Raw genomic sequence first — 18,293 nt, 5'->3', positions numbered from 1 at the left:
ATAGGCGCCTTCGGCGTCTTCCAGTGAGTCCTTGATGTCAGCGAAGAGCCCGGCAAATTCCGAGTCCTGCTCTGACATGTCATGAGCCGTCTGATCCATCCCAGACTCAGCCTCGTGGGCATCGTCAAAGGATTCATCGGACTGCGTGGTCTGTACACCTGAGGTCACATCCTCGGCAGACACGGGGTCGGCCTCGGGTATGGCTTCGGTTGCACTGCATAGCTCAGCCTCACGCAGGCGGTTGATGGCGTATTCACGCTCAGCCCCTGAGAAACGCTTCCCTAGCCACTCATAAGCGCTCTGCCAGGCATTTACCGGCTTGGCACGCTCGATCAGGCGATCGACAACAATCCCGATATTCAAGCACTGTCCAGTAGACAGAGTTGGTTCGGCTGTTGCCCTTGCTTCTCCCTCAACGACTCGACTGACCTTGTTGCTGATGTCGACTTCGCTGATACGTTCGGCCTCGTCCTGATCAACGATCCCGACAAACCCAAACGCAAGCCGTGCACACTGGATCATGGCCTTGTGACGATGCATCCGCTTGGGGTGCGTACGCCACGGCCCGTCGATGTTGCGATAGACCTCATCCAGATACTCACGAACAATCGTGGGATGTTCCTTGTCCCGGCGATACATCACGCACTCGATCCATTCATGGGCATCCACTTTCGCACCATCAGGTCTCACCATGGACGCGGAGTAGTTGAACGTCATGCCCTGATACTCAGGGTGTGAGTTCACGATCCGGGACCAGCCATCTACACCCACAACCGGAACAATCCCGTTGTTACGGTCCGGAAAGGCATAGATCTCCTTGGTGAAGGGGTTTAGCTGGTACTGCTCGGCCACAATCATCAGTGCCATCATCTGCACGTCGGTTGGACCTGAACCGTTCCGCTGCTTGAAGGCTGTCGCTTTCAAGGTAGTCATCAGTTTCGTTTCATCTACGCCATATCGCTCAGCTACTCGGGTAAGCAATCGCTTGCCTTTGGCTTCGGACAGGGTTTCAACGTTTTGAACTGTTTGTGTTGCCATTTCAGTGCTCTCCATACAAAAAAGACAGAGGCACTGCCCCTGACAAGGGAGTACCCCTGCCGGGAATCGCCAGTAACGGCGATGGTTAAGTCACGCTATTTGATAAACATTGGCTTGCCGGGTGCGAACTCCATGACCCCAGGACTCTTGCGAGGCTCTGTGTTGGTAATGGAATAAGCCATCAAACAAGCAAACGCTAACCAGAACAGATATCGAAATACCGTCATGCTGTAAGACCCAGTCTCATCGCATCTCTGACAAAATCAGCATGCAATACACGATCAGATCTCTGATTGAAGTACTCACCCAGAAAACCTGCATCTGTCTCAAGCTGCTCTGAATCGTCCGCTTCAAGCAGGAGCTCAACCTCAAGCCCTGCTTTCTCTAGATCCCTTGCAGCCCTGATCAGCATCAGCAGGGGACGATAGCTACCCACGGTAACGCCTATTTCTCCGTGGCCCGTCAGCGTCTCGATACGAATGCTGCTCCAGTTACTCCAGGTCCAGGTCCCTGTTGCGCTGTTATGGTTATAACCGCGCGGCGCCAGCAGGATGCTGTCTTCAAACCATTCACCGTCGTACAACATGTACGGCAGATCGGATTGAGGCATACCCAGCAGTCTGTGAGAGGTCTGAAACGAATCGACCAGTACATTGCGCATCCGAGGAAAGCTTTCCGGCGCTTGCGCATGCCGGAACCACCAACAGATATCAACGTTAACCAGAGACGCTTCGTTACCCACACAAGAGGTTTCAGCAACCTGATTCATAAGTACCCTCCTTACTCAAAAAGAAGGGGGTACCCACCCAAAGGGGTAAGTACCCCTGTTGGGAATCGCTGTTGCCAGCGACGGTTATAAGTAGAAGTCCTCTCCAGCCACACTTTCGAGCTGAGCGGCCCATACCGACTTATCCAGACCCAGGGTCATGGCATCGGCAATGAATCCATCCAGCACAGCAGGATCAGGACAGTTCTGATCTATGAACTGAGTCAGGGCCATGTAGCTTGCCTCGATCACTTCAAAGTCAGCGGTAGCACTAAGCAAAACCTCCAGCAGATAGCCTGCCTGCTTTACATCCCGCACTGCTTTCAGCAGGAGTAGAAGCGGACGATAGACGCCATCCTCCAGATAGATTTCACCTGAACCATTCAAGCTCTCAGGGCAGAAGTTGTTATCTCCAGCCCCAGGGCTACCCAGCATTGCCCGTGTAATGCAGGCCTTTTCCAGATCATCCCGATACAGCAGATGAGACTCATGGGGCCTAGCAATACCCAGTAATTCCAGGGAGTCCATAAACGAGTCGCAGAAGAGCTGTGCGACAACGGGTACGTCATGTTGTGGGACGGACTTTCCAAGCATCCAGTTGACGTTGCATGAGCGTTCGGAGGTTGCACTTACCACAGAGGTATCCTCCTTAAGCCCATTCGCTGCCAAAGACATCTGATGCTAACTGGATGATCGCCGTTACTTCCTCGGGCTTGGCACGACGCAGGAGCGCCATTTCAAGACCGTACTTCAAAGCAGTGGGATGTCCCTTGAACATGCAGGTAAGCGTGGCCCAGCGCTTCAATGTCCGGGTGGACATCGTGACGCTGATACTGCCGCCCTGACCGTTTTCGCCCTTGAACAACTGGCGAACATGCTGGGCTACCTTGATCATGCCGTTACGCAGGATGGCCGGAAGCTTTGGAAAGGCTGACTCAAGAATGAGGGCATCCACGGCTTCGTCATAATCCACGACAGCAACACGATAACGGTCCATTGACGCGATGTTTTGCATGGAGATGCCCTGATACAGCCCCGAGGCATCACCTTGCCCAACAGAGTTACCCGTCGCCACCACCCTGAACATCGGATGGGGCTTGATGATCTCGCCGGCGTTCTGAGCGATCACCAGAGGGCGACCTTCCAGAATGTCGTTAAGACCCGAGAGCTCCGAAGGGTCCATCATGTCGATTTCATTGATCAGGAGCACATGCCCATGCTTCATGGCCAGAGCCAGAGGCCCGTGCATGAACTGCATGGTGGGTGCTGCGCCAGGTGTCGCGCTCACAAGAGCGTGATGCCCGATCAGATCAGACAGCTCCATACGTCCGTGAGCTGTTACCTGCTGAACCGGCCAGTTAAGCCGACCGAGTACCTCGGTGATACCACTGGTCTTGCCGGAGCCCGTAGGCCCGGTGACGTAGTAGGCATCGCCATCAGGTTGGTGCAGAAATGCCCGAAACTCGATTACAAATTCCTTGCGGAACACATAGGACGAGTTGATCTCGGGGATAAAAGGGTTGGTGGTATCCGCAAAGCCCATGATCGACGCATTATCACGCACTTCGATATTGAACGTGGACGCCAGCGGAAACTTAACCAGACCGTTGTTTGTTGCTTGCATGGTGAGACTCCAGAAAACGGGCACACCAGCTCCTTGGGGAGTCAGGTGACGCCCCGAGGGGTTGAAGGGAAACGCTAAAGGGTGGTGCTAAAAGAGATTTCTAATCTTGCATCGTTGGGAGGTATGCAGCCTCTTCTTTACTCACGGGGAGTAAAAAACCGGATCACGCAAAGGCACTGGAGGCCAGTACGCTTGGGCGATCAGGTTCACGAGATGCAGATGATGCTGAAAAGCCGCTGGGGCTTGGAGGGGTATCGTCTGATCCGTCACCCCAGGGGGATGAACAGATCAGAGCGATACCGGAGGAGACATTACACAGAGATCAAGAGACCCCGGCGCAAGTAGGTAGGCTTCTCTAAGTGGTCCCAATTCATGCTCTCTTCAGAGAAGCAGGGCGTTGCGACCGCTTCCACAACATCAGCCGGAGCTGGCGCCGCAGGAGCCTTTACTTTACGAGTAAGCAGATGCTGGATCAAAGCCCAGCTTCTTTTACCAATAACACATGCCAGTTTACGACTGAGCTTACCCAGCCGTCGCAGTCCGAGGACGATGCCTTGTTCAAGTGTCTGGGTCAGCCAGACGCAGTACTTGACGAGCAAGTAAGCCACACCAAAACCTATACCCAGAATGAACACTACAGCGCCTACAAACAATACGAGGTGAAGTATTGAATACATGGTGAGTTTCCTTCAGTGAAGGGGGTACTCACCAGTGTCTGGGAGTGGTCCCCCAGATTGGGAATATTGCTGAAGCTTAAAGTGGTAGCAGCCACTATCAGTTCGCAGAGCGAGTGATAGATTTACAGTAGCGTATTTTTTGAAAGGCAAAAGCTGTGGTTGATACCCGCGCGGGCACGAACTTGAAGAAAGTTGGGGAAAGTTTAAGGCAATTTTCAGCAGCGCAGCTCGAATCAATCCGGCCAGTCAGGCTATTTCAGTATAAACAGGCATAAAAAAACCGCCCAGCGGACGGCTTTTGGATAAGGCAAAAAAAAGCCCCTAGAAGGGGCTTTTTGTCTGAAGCATCAGGAATGACGTTCGCGAAGCGCCTTGCGGGCTTCTGACTCGGAACGTTTCTGGCACCACAGGGCGTACAGACCGGTCCCGCCCATGGTGATAAACACAAACGTGTAAATTAATAATCCGGCAGCAGTCTGGCTCATAAGTTAGTCCTCGACCGTCATGGCTATGCCTATAAACCATAGGCCCGTACCTATCAAGGTAGCGCACATGGACAGGCCAGTCGAGGGGCTAACGAATACACTGATCAGACCAGCAGCTACTGCCGTCGTGCCAACCTTGCGAAGATCTTCGGCAAGTGCCTTGTATTTAACCTTTTTCATGCGAGTGTCGCTCCATAATCTCAGAGCGCACTTTTCCCCGGACGGGGCAGTGACGCCCCGAGGGGTTATTAAAAGAACAGCTAAAGGATGTTGCTAATTTTGCATCGTTAGGAGGTATGCAGCCTCTTTTCACTCCACAGGGGAGAGAAACCGATTAACCAAAGTTGCGGAGCGACAACTCAGCTCAACGGCGCTTGGCTAATCGGTTTTAGGAGGACATGGAAAACCCTGCGCGTAAGAAAAAGCGCGGGCTGGTGGTGCGATAACGTTGAGCGCAAGGCTCACGTGATACTGCTTAAAGGATGCTGAGGCTTAACGTGGTAGCTGCCACGTGAAAGCAAGAGTAGCGAATTTTTCAGCATTGAACAGCGGTGGTTGGTACCCGCGCGGGCACCAAAACAAACAAAATCAAAAAGCGCTAGCAAGTACAGTCGAGGATGTGCAGGACAGTGAGTGTCAGCACGGCTGTGCCGGTAAGCGACCCGATGACCAGTGCAATTTCCTTCCAGCTTAATGTAGAAGCTCTTTCGCACTGCTTGAGGAATTCAGCATGCTGTTTTTGCTGTTCTTCGCGTAGCTCGGCCAGATATATTTCGGACTCTTCTACGGTTCTCATACTTTGCGCTCCGGATTGGGATGGCTCTATTGAAAATACTTCAGAATCTCGCCGATGCAAGCGTGGCAAGGTGCGATCAAGCGGACTTGCATCCAGAGGTTCGTGGGGTACGGTAGTAGTGAAACTACAGATTCACCGCTTCACGAGGACTTCCACATGCAAGATCCAGCTATCCCAGACACAGAACGCTGGCCCACCACTGTCGAGTCAGCCGTCGAGCAGCTCCTGGCCATGCTCAGTGAAGAATCCAAGAGTACCGTTCGCGAAATGCCGGAAGAAGAGCTGATCCATTGCCACTATGGGTTGGGCATGGCCATCCGCAACGAGTTTGGCCTCTGGAAGGGAAACGAGAAGCTGCTCAAGGCAGCCTGTCCAGAGGGAGGGCACCCTGACGATGCCTCGATGGCTATCATTCGGGCGCTATGGGTTTGGCTTCGTTCGAAGCAGGTTATAGAAGGCGTCTACCAGACACTTCATTAACGTGTAGCCAATGCGTGACAAGTCCAAGACGGCTGATCTGTCAAACCGAATTTTCGAAAATATTTGACCCTAAAACCCGTGGTTGGTACCCGCGCGGGTATCAACCACGAGGCTTTGGACGGCATTTCCTGTAGTACGGTGATCCTTGCACTAATCCACAGGGGTTGCTTTATGAATAATATGACCATTCCGCCCGGTTCAATACCCGAGCCATCAGGAAAAAAAACCATTCAGCTCACCCGCACGTCGGTTATGCCCAGCAGCTATTCCCGGCCCATACTGCGACGGTCAATTGAGGTTGCATCTGACCACGCGCAAAAAATGTTTGAACGTACTTTCAGTCGCACCTCCTACTCGTGCTTTTCCATTGAAGTGATCCTGCAGATCATTGGAGAGGAAAAGTTAGTCGACAAGGCGCTTCTGACCATCAGTAAACTCATCAAGAACAGTGAAGATCTGATCGACAAGCAGATTGCTCAGATTACCGAACTCAACAAGAAGCATGAGCTTGATGAGAATTCCGGCTACTCGAATCCGGCCATCTACCATGCAGACATTACGAGTCCTCTAGCCATGCAGTACGCCAAACTGCTGCTTAAGTTCGACCACATGGTCAAGATGATCGACGTCCTGTGGATGAATGGCTTTCTGGAGTCACGTCAGCGTACCAAAGCCCTGCATGACTGGCGCAACAATATCTCTCGCCTTTCCAGCCGCATCATCAGCATCGAGAAAAATGCCCGCATTGACGCTCACAAGCGGGGCAAGCAGGAGGAGGTAGACAAAACCGCTCCTGCGCGAGCAGATGAAAACGATGCCGCCGCCTCGTTGAACGAAGCAATGAACCCTCAGGACGGTATTGACGATGCGTTGCCGGGAGCCAGCGAGTCCAGGCCAGGGGACTTGAGAAAAAAAGGTGATCCCGATTCTGAGGACGACCTTACAGAGCCGGTGCCGGTTTAGGCGAGATCCATGAAGAGTGTCTATATTGAGCGGCTTAGGTCGCTCTTTTTTTAGCGCCAGACTTGCTCACAGGACATCTATTGGTAGTTTCAAGGGAACGGGGGAGAACAACCATGAACACATTAAAGATTGCATCTGTACTGCTGACCGCGGCCATCATGACCGGATGTGCCAGCACTTCTTCAGAGCCCACCGGCAGTTATGCCAGGCAGGTAGCAACCGCAGGCGGACTGCGCCTTGAGGATCAGAAGGTACCCAAGGCTCAGTACGACGCGGCGTTGAGTTCTGTAACCGACGCTGGCCTTAACACAAGCGTGCTGGCCTCCTCCCACGGCTTCAACATGGGCGGTGGTGCTGCGCTTGGAGTAGGTTTGGCTGCGTGGTTGTTTAGCCCTGCGGCACCGGAGCAAAAAGATGCAGTGATAGCATTCGCGCCGATGAGTCTGGGGAATAAAGACCAGGCCTCGGACAAGTTTGCGAAAATGGTGGGTGAGGCCTACAAGAAGGCCTTTGAAGAGATGGAAGGCTTTGTAGCCTCTCCAGTTATCTATGAAGATTTTCTTGGCAAGCGTTACAAGGTTGCAGGCGTAGGGCCAGGCTGTGCAAAAAGTGCTGAGGCTCCTAGCAGAAAGTGTCTTTTTACTGCTGAACTAGAAACGCCTAAAGAATCAGAAGCCCCTAAAGTTGCGGTATCTAACCAGCGAGAGGTATACCGTTTCGGCGCAAGGGATGGAGTGTTGTTTGAGGATACATATGATGCTGATGCTTTTGACAAGCAAACCTTCCTGCTTAACGTAAGTAAGCATCTCCCAGACTGGGCATATGTCTACGCCGCGCCGGTGCGTAAGGTCTCGCCCCCCATGATCTTCCATAAAGGGGAAGTGCATTACTTCGTCGTGCCTGACGCTTGAGTGAGGCTCAGTCCATGACAGCGAAGTCAGAAGAAAAGGATGAGCTTCAGGAAGCGATCGAGGCGCTGGCCAGACTGCGAGTCAGAGGGCCGGCACTGCTCAAGATCGAGCCGCAAACCGTATCGGTAGACCCTTATGATCCAGACTTGCAAAAGAACCTGATTGCTCACCTTGGCACAAAGGCCAGACGGTTGATCAATTTTACCGTTGGCCAGTGCTACACCGAGCATGGCTTCCCGGTGTTTGTCGCTGCGAATCACCGGAAGTGCGTGTTTGGCCGCAAGTCCCTCGCGCCTGATCAGATCATCTCGGTCGAAGTCATCGAGACGCTAACTGAAGAAGACAGGCAGCTGTTTCCGTGGGAGGAGCTTCAGAGCAGGACGCTGTTCATGCTGGCGGTCAAATTGGTCACCGCCTACCGCCCTGCGCTGTACCTGTACCTGAACCTCAACAAGCCGATATCAAGGGATACAGGCATGTATCAGGATGCGCTAGCCAGAGCCCAGGCCCTGTGCGCTGCCATCCAGAGGTTCAAGGAATCAAAAGGGATTTAACAGGGTGTAAATAGAAAGGGGACCTAATAGGTCCCCTTTCTTCGTACCACTAGTTGTCCCGTTTAATTCTGCAGCCCTCCTGGTGCGGCCATCGCATCCGTTGCTCGCTTGGCCGCGCCCTTGAGGTCTACCTCATTGGTAGCCCGGACAGTACGGTCCACGCTGTTTTCACGCAGCTGGTCGGTGTTCAGGAGACTGCCCTGCCCTGTGAGCGTTTCCAGCGTAACGTTTTCGGTAGTCGGATAGAGGTTGTGCAGGTTCAGGAGATTGACCCATTCAGTAAGGTCAATGGTGTCCCAGTTGAGTTGGCCAATCTCATCGATTGTAAGCCCACCGCACTCCGGCTCCTTGGCTTTGCCCCAGTTTTTGCCGAGTTGAGGTCTGGCCTGCTCCTGAATGATGCGGGACAGCGGTGAGTTAAAGCAGCAATACGACTCGCGCTCTTCGATACAGAGTCCCGCTACCTTTGTCTTGCAGTACTTGCCGACCTTGTGGCAGTTGCCCAGCTCACGCTGCGCATTGAGCTCGAATTCCTCCTGCTCGCATTCCCAGATCATTTCCATAATCACCATGGCAATGACGTAATAAGTGTAGATGGTCATCAGAAAGCCCAAAGCACTCGATGCCCCCTGAACTACAGTACCGCCCGGAGTTTTACTCAAAGCAACATCTGTAGCCTCGCTAGCGGCTGCGCTAGCTGCTCCAGTACCTCCTTGCTCAACTGCCGTGCCCATTGCTTTATAGAAAAGATTGTTGAGTTGAGCGGCTAGCTCCTTCTGAACTGTCTCGATGGCTTTATTCTTTAGGCCAATAATTCCATCGTAAAACGATGTAAACGGCTTGGTGATGGGCTGGAAGGTATTGACCACGGGGTTACGCAAGGTGGCGTAGCTGCTCTGGATGGTGCCCAATGCACTTCCGCTTTCAATGCTCATGATTGCTGAGTCGATCTTGGGTACCGCCAGGACCAGTGCCAGGTAGTCGCCTACCGAGACGTTGGTTGGCTGCTCGCAGCAGTCCACCGATCCGCCGATGGCTTTCTTGCACTCACCCGGTTCGGCCTTGAAGATCTCGCACTCAACGTTGGTCGTGGCATCGGCCTCGGCACAGGCCAGATCCTCGCCCATGAACTGCGCCGCCTGAAGCAGCGATGCTGCCTTGTCGAAGTCCTGACTCACCTCTCGCGTGATGCCTATGCACTCTGCGCCCATGCAGCTCACCGAACGCTGGCAGGCCTCGGGATTGTCCACGCACCCCGGAAACGCCTCGGCCAGATCAATCTTGAGCTTGCACGCCACATTCGAGGTCGCCGCACCACAGTCATAGGTCTCGGTAAAGCGAATGCACTCACCGGTCTCGGTGGCCTCACTGCACACCGACTTTACCAGCCCGCACTGGGGATTGTCAGCCAGAGGGGTGCAGGTGTCCTCATAGCCGTCTATGGACTTACTGGCATCGATCGTGGCAGTCATGCTGCGGCACATGGGCGAGATACCCGAAAGCCCGGTACTTGCGAAATCACTCTCGCACACCCTGACGCCGTTCTGGGTCATGCAGCCTGCTGAATCCAGCGCCGGCATCTCTGTGCAGCTGTAGGAGATGTCGCTGTAGTGCTTGGTTGCCTCCTTGGTACGCGCCAGACAATCAGCCGGGTCCCAGCCGTTGTCCTTTACCGCCTTGGTCGAGTCATAGTTAAGCCGGATACGCCCATAGCCTTCCCCTTCCCCAGTAACCGAGACGCGGATCTTGAAGCGCACCGTGGAGCCCGCCTTGACGTTCTTGAACAGGCTGGTGACATCTACCAGGGGGTTGGCGGTCCAGCTGGTGTTCAGCTCACAGGCGCCAGCCGTCTCCGGTGGGAAGTTGTTGTTGGGGCCCTGCCAGATGAGTTTTTCCTGACCGGCAGGCCCTACCCAGACCTGCATATAGTCGTCCCACTTGGCGTACTCCAGCTGGGCACTGATCACCGCTTCGGGATTGATCACCGTGACTTCGGTGTACTGCTCCTTGATCGAACAGTTGCCGGACCAGTAGTTGTCACCTACCTCGCCGATCCACAGCTGCATGCAGCCTGCACCACAGGAGTTGAGGTTGGCTGGGCCTGCATGGTGCTCGATCACGCCCACGGTATAGTCATGGTCTGCCTCGCACTGGCCGTTGGGCATGTTGGGCCGGGTGCACTGCTGGAACTTGTTGGTGCTGGCGGTCGGGTCAGTGCCGTCATCACAATCAGGAAACAGTCCGTCAGCACTGTCGGTGGCCGTATACAGCTGGTTGGTCTGCTTCATCATGGGATCGTTGGTGAGATCCATCTTGCCCACCGCTCGCGCACCCTGAACCACTTCAAAAGCCTGTCCCTGCAACGACACCTCACCGCTGTCCTGCTCGGACCTGAGCGTACTCAGGGCTTCGGTGCCCGCCGAGTTCATCGCATCGCCGTCGTTGTATAGCTGCTGAAGGTCGGTAGGGTCTGCGGCATGGGGGAAGTACTTGTTGACCTCATCACCGGTACCGCCCGGAAACAGCTCATTGACGTTAAGGGAGGTGTTGGCGCCCGGTAGCGTGAGTGTGCCATCCTCGCTGTAGGTGGCCAGGTCAGAGGGATTAGGCGTGATCTCTTTGCCAAATTCCTGAGCGGCCTTTCCAACCGCTGCCATGTCCGCCGCCTGCGCATGCTTCTGGTCGATTGGCATCCAGAGCATCAGGGCTGTCATGGCCCAGGCCGTGGCGCGGTAAACAAGTCCGGCTCTATTCATGGGTGGTTGGCCTCTATTGAGTCATGCAGCAGTCTTTCCAGCGCCAGATCGTGTAGATCGGGTCCTGTCCTTCGGCTGGAATGGTTCTGGCCTGCCCCCAGATCAGCGTGGACTCGCCAATCTTGTGGCCCTTCTTGGTTTCGGGCAGTGGATGCAGGATGGATAGCTTGTACTGGCTCTTGGGAAGCGTTGGTGTGATCTCACCGCCACACATGGCGCCATCCCCCATGGTGCCGTAGGCCAGCCCACGACGATGCAGCGCCGCCAGCACACGCGCGCTCAGGAGCGAGCTGCCCTTGATCACGCCCCGATTGCCCGGCACGCTGCCGACCAGCGGGTACAAGGTGCCCCAGCTGCCCGCGCACCAGAACATGCTTTCAATAGGATTGCCGGTAGCAGACGCCACGGCATCAGCGCTACAGGCAGTGGCTGCGACAGGGTTGGCCACCGCGGCCGCTTCCGGGTTGGCGAAAAAGGCCAGCTCGGCGTTGTTCCAGGTCGGGTCCAGCTCGGACATGTACATCACGTCCAGATCCATGTAGCCGTCGTTCTGGCACCAGCCCGAGGTAAAGAGATCCAGAATCACCAACAGCGGAAAGGCGTAGTAGTGGTAGTGCATAAACATGCCGTCCTGCTTGCCGCCACTGCCATAGCCATGCGTGCCCTGAAAGGTGCGGTCAAAGGGAAAGCGCACGCCGTTAAGTACGGAGGAGCAGCCCGGTACCCGCTGGAATTCCACCAGACGCGCTGGCTCCCACATACCCGAGCTGATACCCGGACGCGGGACGTTGTTGGTGTCCCAGCACATGCAGGCCGACTTCTTGCTGGCGCCCTCCGGCACACCGCTGGTTTCACCGGAGATAGACACACCGGCAACCCGCAGGGGAAACAAGCAGTCCCAGCAGATATCGGTAATCAGCTTGGGGCCAATCACATCACCGCTGTAACAGCCCACGGCGGCATTGGCAGATGACATCCAGCACAGAAAGGAGAAAGCCAATGCCGACAAAAAACGAGAGATTTGCATGTTCATAGCGCACTCCCGTTCTTGGCTGTCAGCTCCTTGACCACAAACACCTTGCCGTCACTGGTCACGATGCTGGGGGTATGCTCGATCTCGAAGCGCTCGATGATTTCCTTGGTCACCAGGTACACCGGCGCTTCGAAACGGTTGGAGAGGTCTGTATACCCTTTCCAGCCCTGCTCCTTGTCCATCTGGGTAGCCAGATAGGTCAGCTGCCGGATGTTTGGCTGTTTGGCCAGTTCAGGAAGAACACGGTCAAGAATCTTCATCTGGCCCGGTACCGATGGATCAAAGATCACCAGCGCCTGCATAAAGGGCACCTGATCCAGCGGGTTGAGTACCGTACCGGCTTTCATCAGGACCTTGCCGTCAGCGCCAGTCAGATCCTGCAGCACGGTCACGCTGGGATCGATGGTGCGGGTACGCGAGTGTGAGGCAGGCGGAATGTAGTTGAACTGCTGCTTTTGCCAGAACCGTCCGACGGCAGCCTGCTTTTTGGCTTCCCAGTCCACCGAGGCCACGCGCTCCTGCATCATCTCGATCAGGTCCTGCTCGGCAATCTCCATGACCGGCCCCCGGCGGCCCTGATCGCCGGTCTGGCCCTCGGCGACCTGCTTTTCCAGCCATTCCGGTGAACTCAAGCCTTCTACCCGCGCCAGCACCTTTCGATCCACAAATTCATCATGGGCGGTATCGTCCATGGCAATAATCGTTGGGACTTCAACTACCTTGAAGTCACGGTACAACGTAGGATCGATCACGAGGTTGGGCAGCGGGTCGTATTCAGCAATGAGATGCTGGTAGTGCTTCATCCCTTCGTCGAGCTTCATGCCTTCCGGTACGCCACGAAATACCAGCACCACATCCTGACGCTCGGAGGCCATCTCGAAGACTTCCTTGAGCGCCGCCTTGCCCAGGGAGAGCGAGACAAACAGAAGCATGGAGTGATGGGCATAGGTCTCGTTCTTGCGCGCTTCCATTTTGGCCGCCCGTAGCGTGGGATCGGTTTCCTCCATTGAGCGCACCAGCTCGGTGGCCTCCCCCATGGCCTTGTCCATCGAAGAGTTCTTGAGCATATTGAGGTCAATGGCTGCGCCAGCACCCTGCCTAATAGCTTTGCCCTGCTCCACAATGGCCTGATCCTCAGCAGTCAGCGCCGTGCTGCCCAGATGAGTACTGCCTACCACTGCGCTTCTTTCGGTGTCCTGCCGGGGCGTCAGGAAGGTGCGAAGGTCGCGCCCCTGCTCGATTTCCGGCGGCATGTTTGCAAGATCCGGAAGGTCTGCACCAGGGGCGGCCTGAGCTGCCCCCAGTACCAGTGAAAGAGCCAGCATGGCCCTAGAAAAAGGGATATGAGCGTCCAATGATCTGCTCCTTGGTCACGGTGCCCCAGTAGCGGGAGTCAAAGGAAAGCGGGGCATCCCCCATGAACCAGTAGGCGTTGGGACCCAGCGTGCCCTTGCCGATAAAGGACGAGCGCGAGCGCCCGAGCTTGTCGGCATGAACAAGGCCCACGGCCACGATCTCGCCGTTGACCTTGACCTGCTCCTTGAGGTTGATCTCGACCTGATCCGACGGCACGCCACGCAGGTACTTCACCAGTCGATGCTCAGGGGTGTAGATGCCCGGAATGACCTTGGGGTGAAAGGCGTAGAGCTTGCCCTTCTCCATGCTCTTGTCGCCGCGATCGATCAGGTAAAAGCTGTAGCCCTTGATGCTGATGACCTGTTGCGGGTCATAGGCAAAGGTAAAGCGGGAAAAGAACATGGCCCCGCTGCCCACGATCAGCGCCGTGGTCAGGGCCATCTTGACCGTGAAGCGGCCCCAGGACTCCTTCTTGTTGACGATACGATCAAACCTTCTCATGACGGTCCTCTCCCGATAAGTCAGTGGAGGCCTGCCCAAGGACCGCACCATCCCGTACATCCTGTACAGGGCTGTCTGTCTCACTCTTGAGCCTGAAGGTAATCTTGCAGTTGGCCAGAATGATCTGGGCTAGCTGCTCACGCATGGCAGCATCGTTTCGGTAACTCATGGCTGAGTCCTCGCAGGGGCTGACAGGGGATTAAGTGCAGGAACGCCAGCGGAGGAACCACTGGCGGATGGGCCAGACGCCGTTAGCTGCTCTACAGGCAGATACAGATCATCAGGAGCGGTTAGGACCGCTCGGGCATCCAGCACCGTGACGCCCTGCGCCTTGAGTTCAAGCACGCGCCGGTTGGTGTTGGCCATGATCTGTGCCACCTGTTCGGCAGATGCCCCTTCCCGGCTGTAGCGCTGCGCCAGCGCCACAAAGTCCACCACCACGAGCGAAGGCTGGCTGGTCTCAAGCGCCACGATCCGCTTGAAAAGAATGCCGCAGATAATGAACAGGCTAACTAGTGCCACCAGCATGAGCATTTGCAAGGTCGTCATCGAGCTTTGCTCAAGGGGAACATGGCTTGAGGAGGGTTTGGCCGACGAACCTGTACTTTCTGGAGCCGTAGAGGGTTGCTCTCTGGACGCAGTTGCAGCTGGGATGTCTGCAATCGGGTGTGCTATTGACTGGCTCATGGAGTGACCTCCTCTTCAGCGGTGGCAGTGGCTGGCGTGGATACAGGCTTTGCCGCAGACTCTTCGTCGGTAGCCTCCGGCTCCTCGGGGAGCGTGAGTGGCACCAGTCGGGGTCCCGTCTGAGGTGCGCTGTCCCTGGGGCGATTGCTGCGCAGCATGCGGGTATGGGAATCGGCAAGCTCGATGGCTTCCTCATCCACCTTGCTGGCAAGATCGCCTCGGTCGCGCATGACGGCATAGATGGCGTCGGTGACGCTCAGCCCCATTGCCCGGTAGCGGTCGATCTGGCCAACGTCATTGGGATCGGTGGAGTACAGCAGTTTCTGGAACGGCCCCACGATCAACCGACCCACGCCTACACCTGACTTGCCGCGGATAAAGATCTCCGAGTACACGCCCGATACCGTGTGTACGGTCTTGAGCAGACTGAAGCCTCCCTCGGTTAGGGTTAGCCTGCCAGAGCGCTTGACTGACTCAATCGTTTCGCTGGTCTGTCCCAGCAGGAACATGAAGGCGCTGTTCTCGGCAATGGCCCGGCCTACCGGGTTCTCATACAGGTCATTGATGGACTGCGTGGCGATCAGCACCGACCCCTGATACTTACGGAACTTGCGGTAGGCGTGCTCCATAAACTCTGAGATATCGCCCTCCTTGAGCAGGTCCCAGGCTTCATCGATAAAGACGATCTTCTTTTGATTGCGATCACCGTGATACACCGCCTGCTGGATCTGGTAGATCAGCTGGAGCAGCACAATCTGGCGCAGGTGCTTGCGGCCCTGCAGCTCATCCAGCTCAAGCACCGTGAACTGGTTGGTGAACTGCATGTTGTTCCGGCCATGGAAGTACTTGCCGTAGCTGCCGTCCTTGGTAAACACATACAGCTGGCTGCCCACATCCTTTACGCGCTGGTCATGATGGGCAAGGCAGGCCTCGGCAATGTCGTCCACCAGCATCGCAGTGCCCTTCTGTCTCCAGATGTCGCCCATGAGCCGGCGCGTCTCAGCAATCTGAAATTCCTCAAGGTTGCCCTTGGGCGAAGCCATGGCCATGACCTGCGCGACCAGGGCATCCTCGTCTTCCTCGTAGTCCACCACGATATCGAAGGGGTTCAGGCATATGTTGGAAGACTCTCCAAACTGGACGTAGGACCCCTCCAGCGTGTCGCAGAGCTTCTCGTAGGACTTGCCTGCATCGATCACCCAGGCTTGCGCGCCCTCGCTCATGTAGGCGGTCAGCAGTTCGTTGGCAAAAAACGACTTGCCTGAACCGGACTCCGCTGCAATCACGCCGTTCTTGTTGGTTTCCGAGTCGTGCAGGGACAGTGACATGAACTGCCCGTTGCGCGAGACCAGCCCGACATGAGGCGTGCCGGTGCCCTTCCATTCCCCAAAAAGCGGCAGGAGGACCGTGGCGTGCTCGGAGGTCAGGGTCTTGTAGCGGTTCAGCTCAATAACCGCCTTGTGATCGGCACCGAATGGCAGCGAGTTGATGAGCATGGGCATCTGGATAAACTTGTCCTGCATCATCGTGAACTTGCTTTCCGCCCAGATATCCTGAAGGGCGGTGGCCGCCGATTCCACGCGCTTTAGTGTGGGCGCAAAGATGATGACCGAGTAGTTCATGCGCAACGGGCGATTACCGGCCTGAATGGAGCTTTCGAGTACGTCAAAGCTCTCCTTTTTCTCGCCCAGTACCGGCACGATCTTGAGCAGCGGGCCAAAGGCCTGGTTCACCGTCAGGGTGCGCTTGCGGTCCAGCCTTTTCTTCTGCTTTTGCACATTGGGGTAGTACACGTTGCAGCAGATGGCGTAGTTTTCCTTGATCGACTGCCCCTGCCCGCTCAGGTCTCCGACATAGCCGATGGCGTCACCAAAAAACATGGTCTTGGGCAGGCGCTTGGCCGATAGGATCTTGGCGTAGGTATCGCCCATGCGCAGATGGGTCTTTTTCACCTCAACGTCGGTGTCATAGTCAAAGATCTGCTCATTGATGGGCGAGGTCTCATCCCATGTCTCCTCACCCAGGCGCCAGCTGGAGCGCTCGCCCCAGTTGAGCAGGGTGGTCATGGTGCGCTTGAGCAGGTCGGCGTCAAGCTTGCGCGGCGCAAAGCCGATATTGTTGAGCGAGGACTCCAGCTTTTCCGCAGCCGTAAACAGCTCCTCCAGTTCTTTCTTGCCCGGCAGGCGATCCTTGATCGGGATCTTGAGGGTAATCACCAGCTTCTGGTCATGAATGACGCCGTTGTTGAAGTAGCCCTTGCGGCCACGGGAAATCATGGGCTCACGGGTATGGTGATTAAGAAAGCTGACGCGGTTCTTGACGATCTCGCTCAGAAGCGGGTGATGAAAGTTTTCCCGCAGCTGCTCCATCGACCCCAGTGACGCCTCGATCTCCGGCGACAGGAACAGCAGAAACGAGATGATCGTGTCGTTGGGAAAGGCCTGATTGAGCATGTTGTTGATGCGGTCCTGCAGTCCCTGGTCCGCCCCCGGCAGCGGCCGGCACATAAAGCCAACCCCAATGGTGCCGTCGTTGTTGAAGAAGTATTCCTTTTCCTCGTCATAGGCGATCACCGGTGAGAGCTGGGAGGCCCTGACCTCGCGCGGGATAATGCCCTCGGCGTACTCTTCTCTTACGCTGATAAACTCCATTACTGATCCCCCTTGCCACTAAGCCATGCTTCGAAGTTTTTCGGGCGCCCACGCGAAACCCGGCCGTCATCGCTGATGAGGTACGGAATACCGTCCACACCGAGCAGGTTGGCGGTCACCAGGGACTTGGCGTATTTCTCTTCGGGGCACTTGTTGAGCGTTTCGAGTTGCTCGATCGTGCCGTTCAGGAGGGCATCGAGCTGCTGGCGCTCATCTCTTGCGCAGGCCAGGCGCTTGATCAGGCGATTGGACTCATCGCCCAGCGCAGGGACCGGCACAAACACAAAGGTGAACTCGCTTGTGTACTGGTTGGCTTCATTGGCCAGCGCATGGCAGTAGGAGCACTGTGGATCGGTAAAGAACACCACTTCCTTTGCGCCATGGCCCATGCGTATGGAAAGCAGGTCATCAACCTTGACGCCCATCTTCGAGAGCAGGATGCGCGAGGAGGACTCCTGCGCCTGTGCAATAGTGTCGATATGGCTTTGTAGCCAGGTGTCAAACACCTCACCCCTGAAGACATACCGACCGTTGCCACTGATGAAGTAGAGCTTGCCCTCGGACTGGAGCACCTTCATGCCATCCACCGGAAGGCTGGCCTGCCCGGTAATGGTCTTTGCGGCCTGTTCGATGGTCTGGGGGGTAATAGGCTTTGCAGCCAGGGCCGATTCGGCTAAGCCGAGGCCCACTACCAACGCGAGCGCAAGGTTGAAAGTTGGACGAGACATGCAGACCTCGGAACACTAAGTGTGAGGTCTGCAAGCGTAAACCCAAGAGGGGCCGGGCTATGGTCGTGGTTGATACCCGCGCGGGTACCAACCACGAGGTTTGGGTATAAAAAAATAAAATATTTTCTGGGGATGGCTACTGCGAAGGATCAATCTGCATCGCATTTAGTACGTCTGAGGTTGTCTTGTTACGGTGTGTAAAGACGGTTTTACTTGCGGATTTTTGTGGCTGTGCTTATATACAGTGATAGCTAATAGATATCAATAATAATATGCATCGGAGGCCA

The 18,293-nt window shown here is 55.7% G+C and carries 19 protein-coding genes and 1 pseudogene; 4 read left to right on the top strand and 16 right to left on the bottom strand.

The genetic code is table 11. The annotated features are described in order from the left end of the window. Positions 1–222: 222 nt before the first annotated feature. The 8 genes and pseudogenes from bet to GM154_RS23030 all read right to left on the bottom strand — a co-directional run. A pseudogene (gene bet / locus GM154_RS23065) lies at positions 223–1,038 on the bottom strand (phage recombination protein Bet); the annotation flags it as partial. A gap of 223 nt (positions 1,039–1,261) precedes the next feature. Continuing rightward, positions 1,262–1,807: a hypothetical protein gene (locus GM154_RS23060; protein WP_219653507.1), complete on the bottom strand. Its 546-nt coding sequence runs from the start codon at positions 1,805–1,807 to the stop codon at positions 1,262–1,264. Positions 1,808–1,891: 84 nt separating this feature from the next. Continuing rightward, a complete protein-coding gene (locus GM154_RS23055; RefSeq protein WP_219653506.1) occupies positions 1,892–2,440 on the bottom strand; it encodes a hypothetical protein in 549 nt (182 codons plus the stop codon). Between the two features lie 13 nt (positions 2,441–2,453). Continuing rightward, the gene (locus GM154_RS23050; protein WP_219653505.1) at positions 2,454–3,428 is read right to left on the bottom strand and encodes an AAA family ATPase; all 975 of its coding nucleotides are present in this window, start codon (positions 3,426–3,428) and stop codon (positions 2,454–2,456) included. Between the two features lie 311 nt (positions 3,429–3,739). Then, the gene (locus GM154_RS23045) at positions 3,740–4,105 is read right to left on the bottom strand and encodes a hypothetical protein (protein ID WP_125890210.1); all 366 of its coding nucleotides are present in this window, start codon (positions 4,103–4,105) and stop codon (positions 3,740–3,742) included. A 347-nt stretch (positions 4,106–4,452) separates the two neighbouring features. Then, positions 4,453–4,590 carry a hypothetical protein gene (locus GM154_RS23040; protein ID WP_219653504.1) on the bottom strand — a complete coding sequence of 46 codons (138 nt, stop codon included), beginning with the start codon at positions 4,588–4,590 and terminating at the stop codon, positions 4,453–4,455. 3 nt (positions 4,591–4,593) lie between these two features. Next, positions 4,594–4,770, bottom strand: a complete 177-nt coding sequence (locus GM154_RS23035) for a hypothetical protein (RefSeq protein ID WP_162997726.1) — start codon at positions 4,768–4,770, stop codon at positions 4,594–4,596. A gap of 418 nt (positions 4,771–5,188) precedes the next feature. Further along, positions 5,189–5,386, bottom strand: coding sequence for a hypothetical protein (locus GM154_RS23030; RefSeq protein ID WP_219653503.1), 198 nt, complete (start codon positions 5,384–5,386; stop codon positions 5,189–5,191). Between the two features lie 156 nt (positions 5,387–5,542). On the opposite strand from GM154_RS23030, the gene GM154_RS23025 reads away from it, so the two are divergent. The 4 genes from GM154_RS23025 to GM154_RS23010 all read left to right on the top strand — a co-directional run bounded on the left by GM154_RS23025 (position 5,543) and on the right by GM154_RS23010 (position 8,294). After that, on the top strand, positions 5,543–5,866 hold the full coding sequence (locus GM154_RS23025) for a DUF6794 domain-containing protein (protein WP_219653502.1): 324 nt from the start codon (positions 5,543–5,545) through the stop codon (positions 5,864–5,866). A gap of 321 nt (positions 5,867–6,187) precedes the next feature. Beyond that, complete coding sequence (locus GM154_RS23020) at positions 6,188–6,829, top strand: hypothetical protein (protein WP_258020002.1); 642 nt, start codon at positions 6,188–6,190, stop codon at positions 6,827–6,829. 158 nt (positions 6,830–6,987) lie between these two features. Beyond that, positions 6,988–7,740 carry a hypothetical protein gene (locus tag GM154_RS23015; protein WP_219653500.1) on the top strand — a complete coding sequence of 251 codons (753 nt, stop codon included), beginning with the start codon at positions 6,988–6,990 and terminating at the stop codon, positions 7,738–7,740. Positions 7,741–7,754: 14 nt separating this feature from the next. Further along, positions 7,755–8,294: a hypothetical protein gene (locus GM154_RS23010; RefSeq protein WP_219653499.1), complete on the top strand. Its 540-nt coding sequence runs from the start codon at positions 7,755–7,757 to the stop codon at positions 8,292–8,294. Positions 8,295–8,356: 62 nt separating this feature from the next. Here the strand turns inward: GM154_RS23010 and traN are convergent, their stop codons facing one another. The 8 genes from traN to GM154_RS22970 are packed head-to-tail and all read right to left on the bottom strand — an operon-like array spanning position 8,357 to position 18,006. Beyond that, the gene (traN, locus tag GM154_RS23005; protein ID WP_219653498.1) at positions 8,357–11,050 is read right to left on the bottom strand and encodes a conjugal transfer mating pair stabilization protein TraN; all 2,694 of its coding nucleotides are present in this window, start codon (positions 11,048–11,050) and stop codon (positions 8,357–8,359) included. Between the two features lie 13 nt (positions 11,051–11,063). Beyond that, on the bottom strand, positions 11,064–12,083 hold the full coding sequence (locus GM154_RS23000; protein WP_258020001.1) for a TraU family protein: 1,020 nt from the start codon (positions 12,081–12,083) through the stop codon (positions 11,064–11,066). Then, on the bottom strand, positions 12,080–13,438 hold the full coding sequence (locus GM154_RS22995; protein ID WP_219653497.1) for a TrbC family F-type conjugative pilus assembly protein: 1,359 nt from the start codon (positions 13,436–13,438) through the stop codon (positions 12,080–12,082). Before GM154_RS22995 ends, GM154_RS23000 begins: the two co-directional genes overlap by 4 nt. Next, positions 13,413–13,940 carry a S26 family signal peptidase gene (locus GM154_RS22990; RefSeq protein WP_219653496.1) on the bottom strand — a complete coding sequence of 176 codons (528 nt, stop codon included), beginning with the start codon at positions 13,938–13,940 and terminating at the stop codon, positions 13,413–13,415. Before GM154_RS22990 ends, GM154_RS22995 begins: the two co-directional genes overlap by 26 nt. Next, a complete protein-coding gene (locus GM154_RS22985) occupies positions 13,927–14,109 on the bottom strand; it encodes a hypothetical protein (protein WP_219653495.1) in 183 nt (60 codons plus the stop codon). The genes GM154_RS22990 and GM154_RS22985 overlap by 14 nt, the downstream gene beginning before the upstream one ends. Then, entirely contained in the window at positions 14,106–14,627 is a 522-nt protein-coding gene (locus tag GM154_RS22980) for a hypothetical protein (protein WP_219653494.1), read from the bottom strand. The genes GM154_RS22985 and GM154_RS22980 overlap by 4 nt, the downstream gene beginning before the upstream one ends. Continuing rightward, entirely contained in the window at positions 14,624–17,278 is a 2,655-nt protein-coding gene (traC, locus tag GM154_RS22975; RefSeq protein ID WP_219653493.1) for a type IV secretion system protein TraC, read from the bottom strand. Before traC ends, GM154_RS22980 begins: the two co-directional genes overlap by 4 nt. Next, on the bottom strand, positions 17,278–18,006 hold the full coding sequence (locus GM154_RS22970) for a thioredoxin fold domain-containing protein (protein WP_219653492.1): 729 nt from the start codon (positions 18,004–18,006) through the stop codon (positions 17,278–17,280). The genes traC and GM154_RS22970 overlap by 1 nt, the downstream gene beginning before the upstream one ends. Between the last annotated feature and the right edge of the window lie 287 nt (positions 18,007–18,293).

The sequence above is a fragment of the Pseudomonas sp. MAG002Y genome, assembly GCF_019400845.1.
In the GTDB taxonomy this organism is placed as follows: domain Bacteria; phylum Pseudomonadota; class Gammaproteobacteria; order Pseudomonadales; family Pseudomonadaceae; genus Chryseomonas; species Chryseomonas luteola.
Note: the sequence above shows the minus strand (reverse complement) of the source record. Positions and strands in the feature narration are given on the sequence as shown.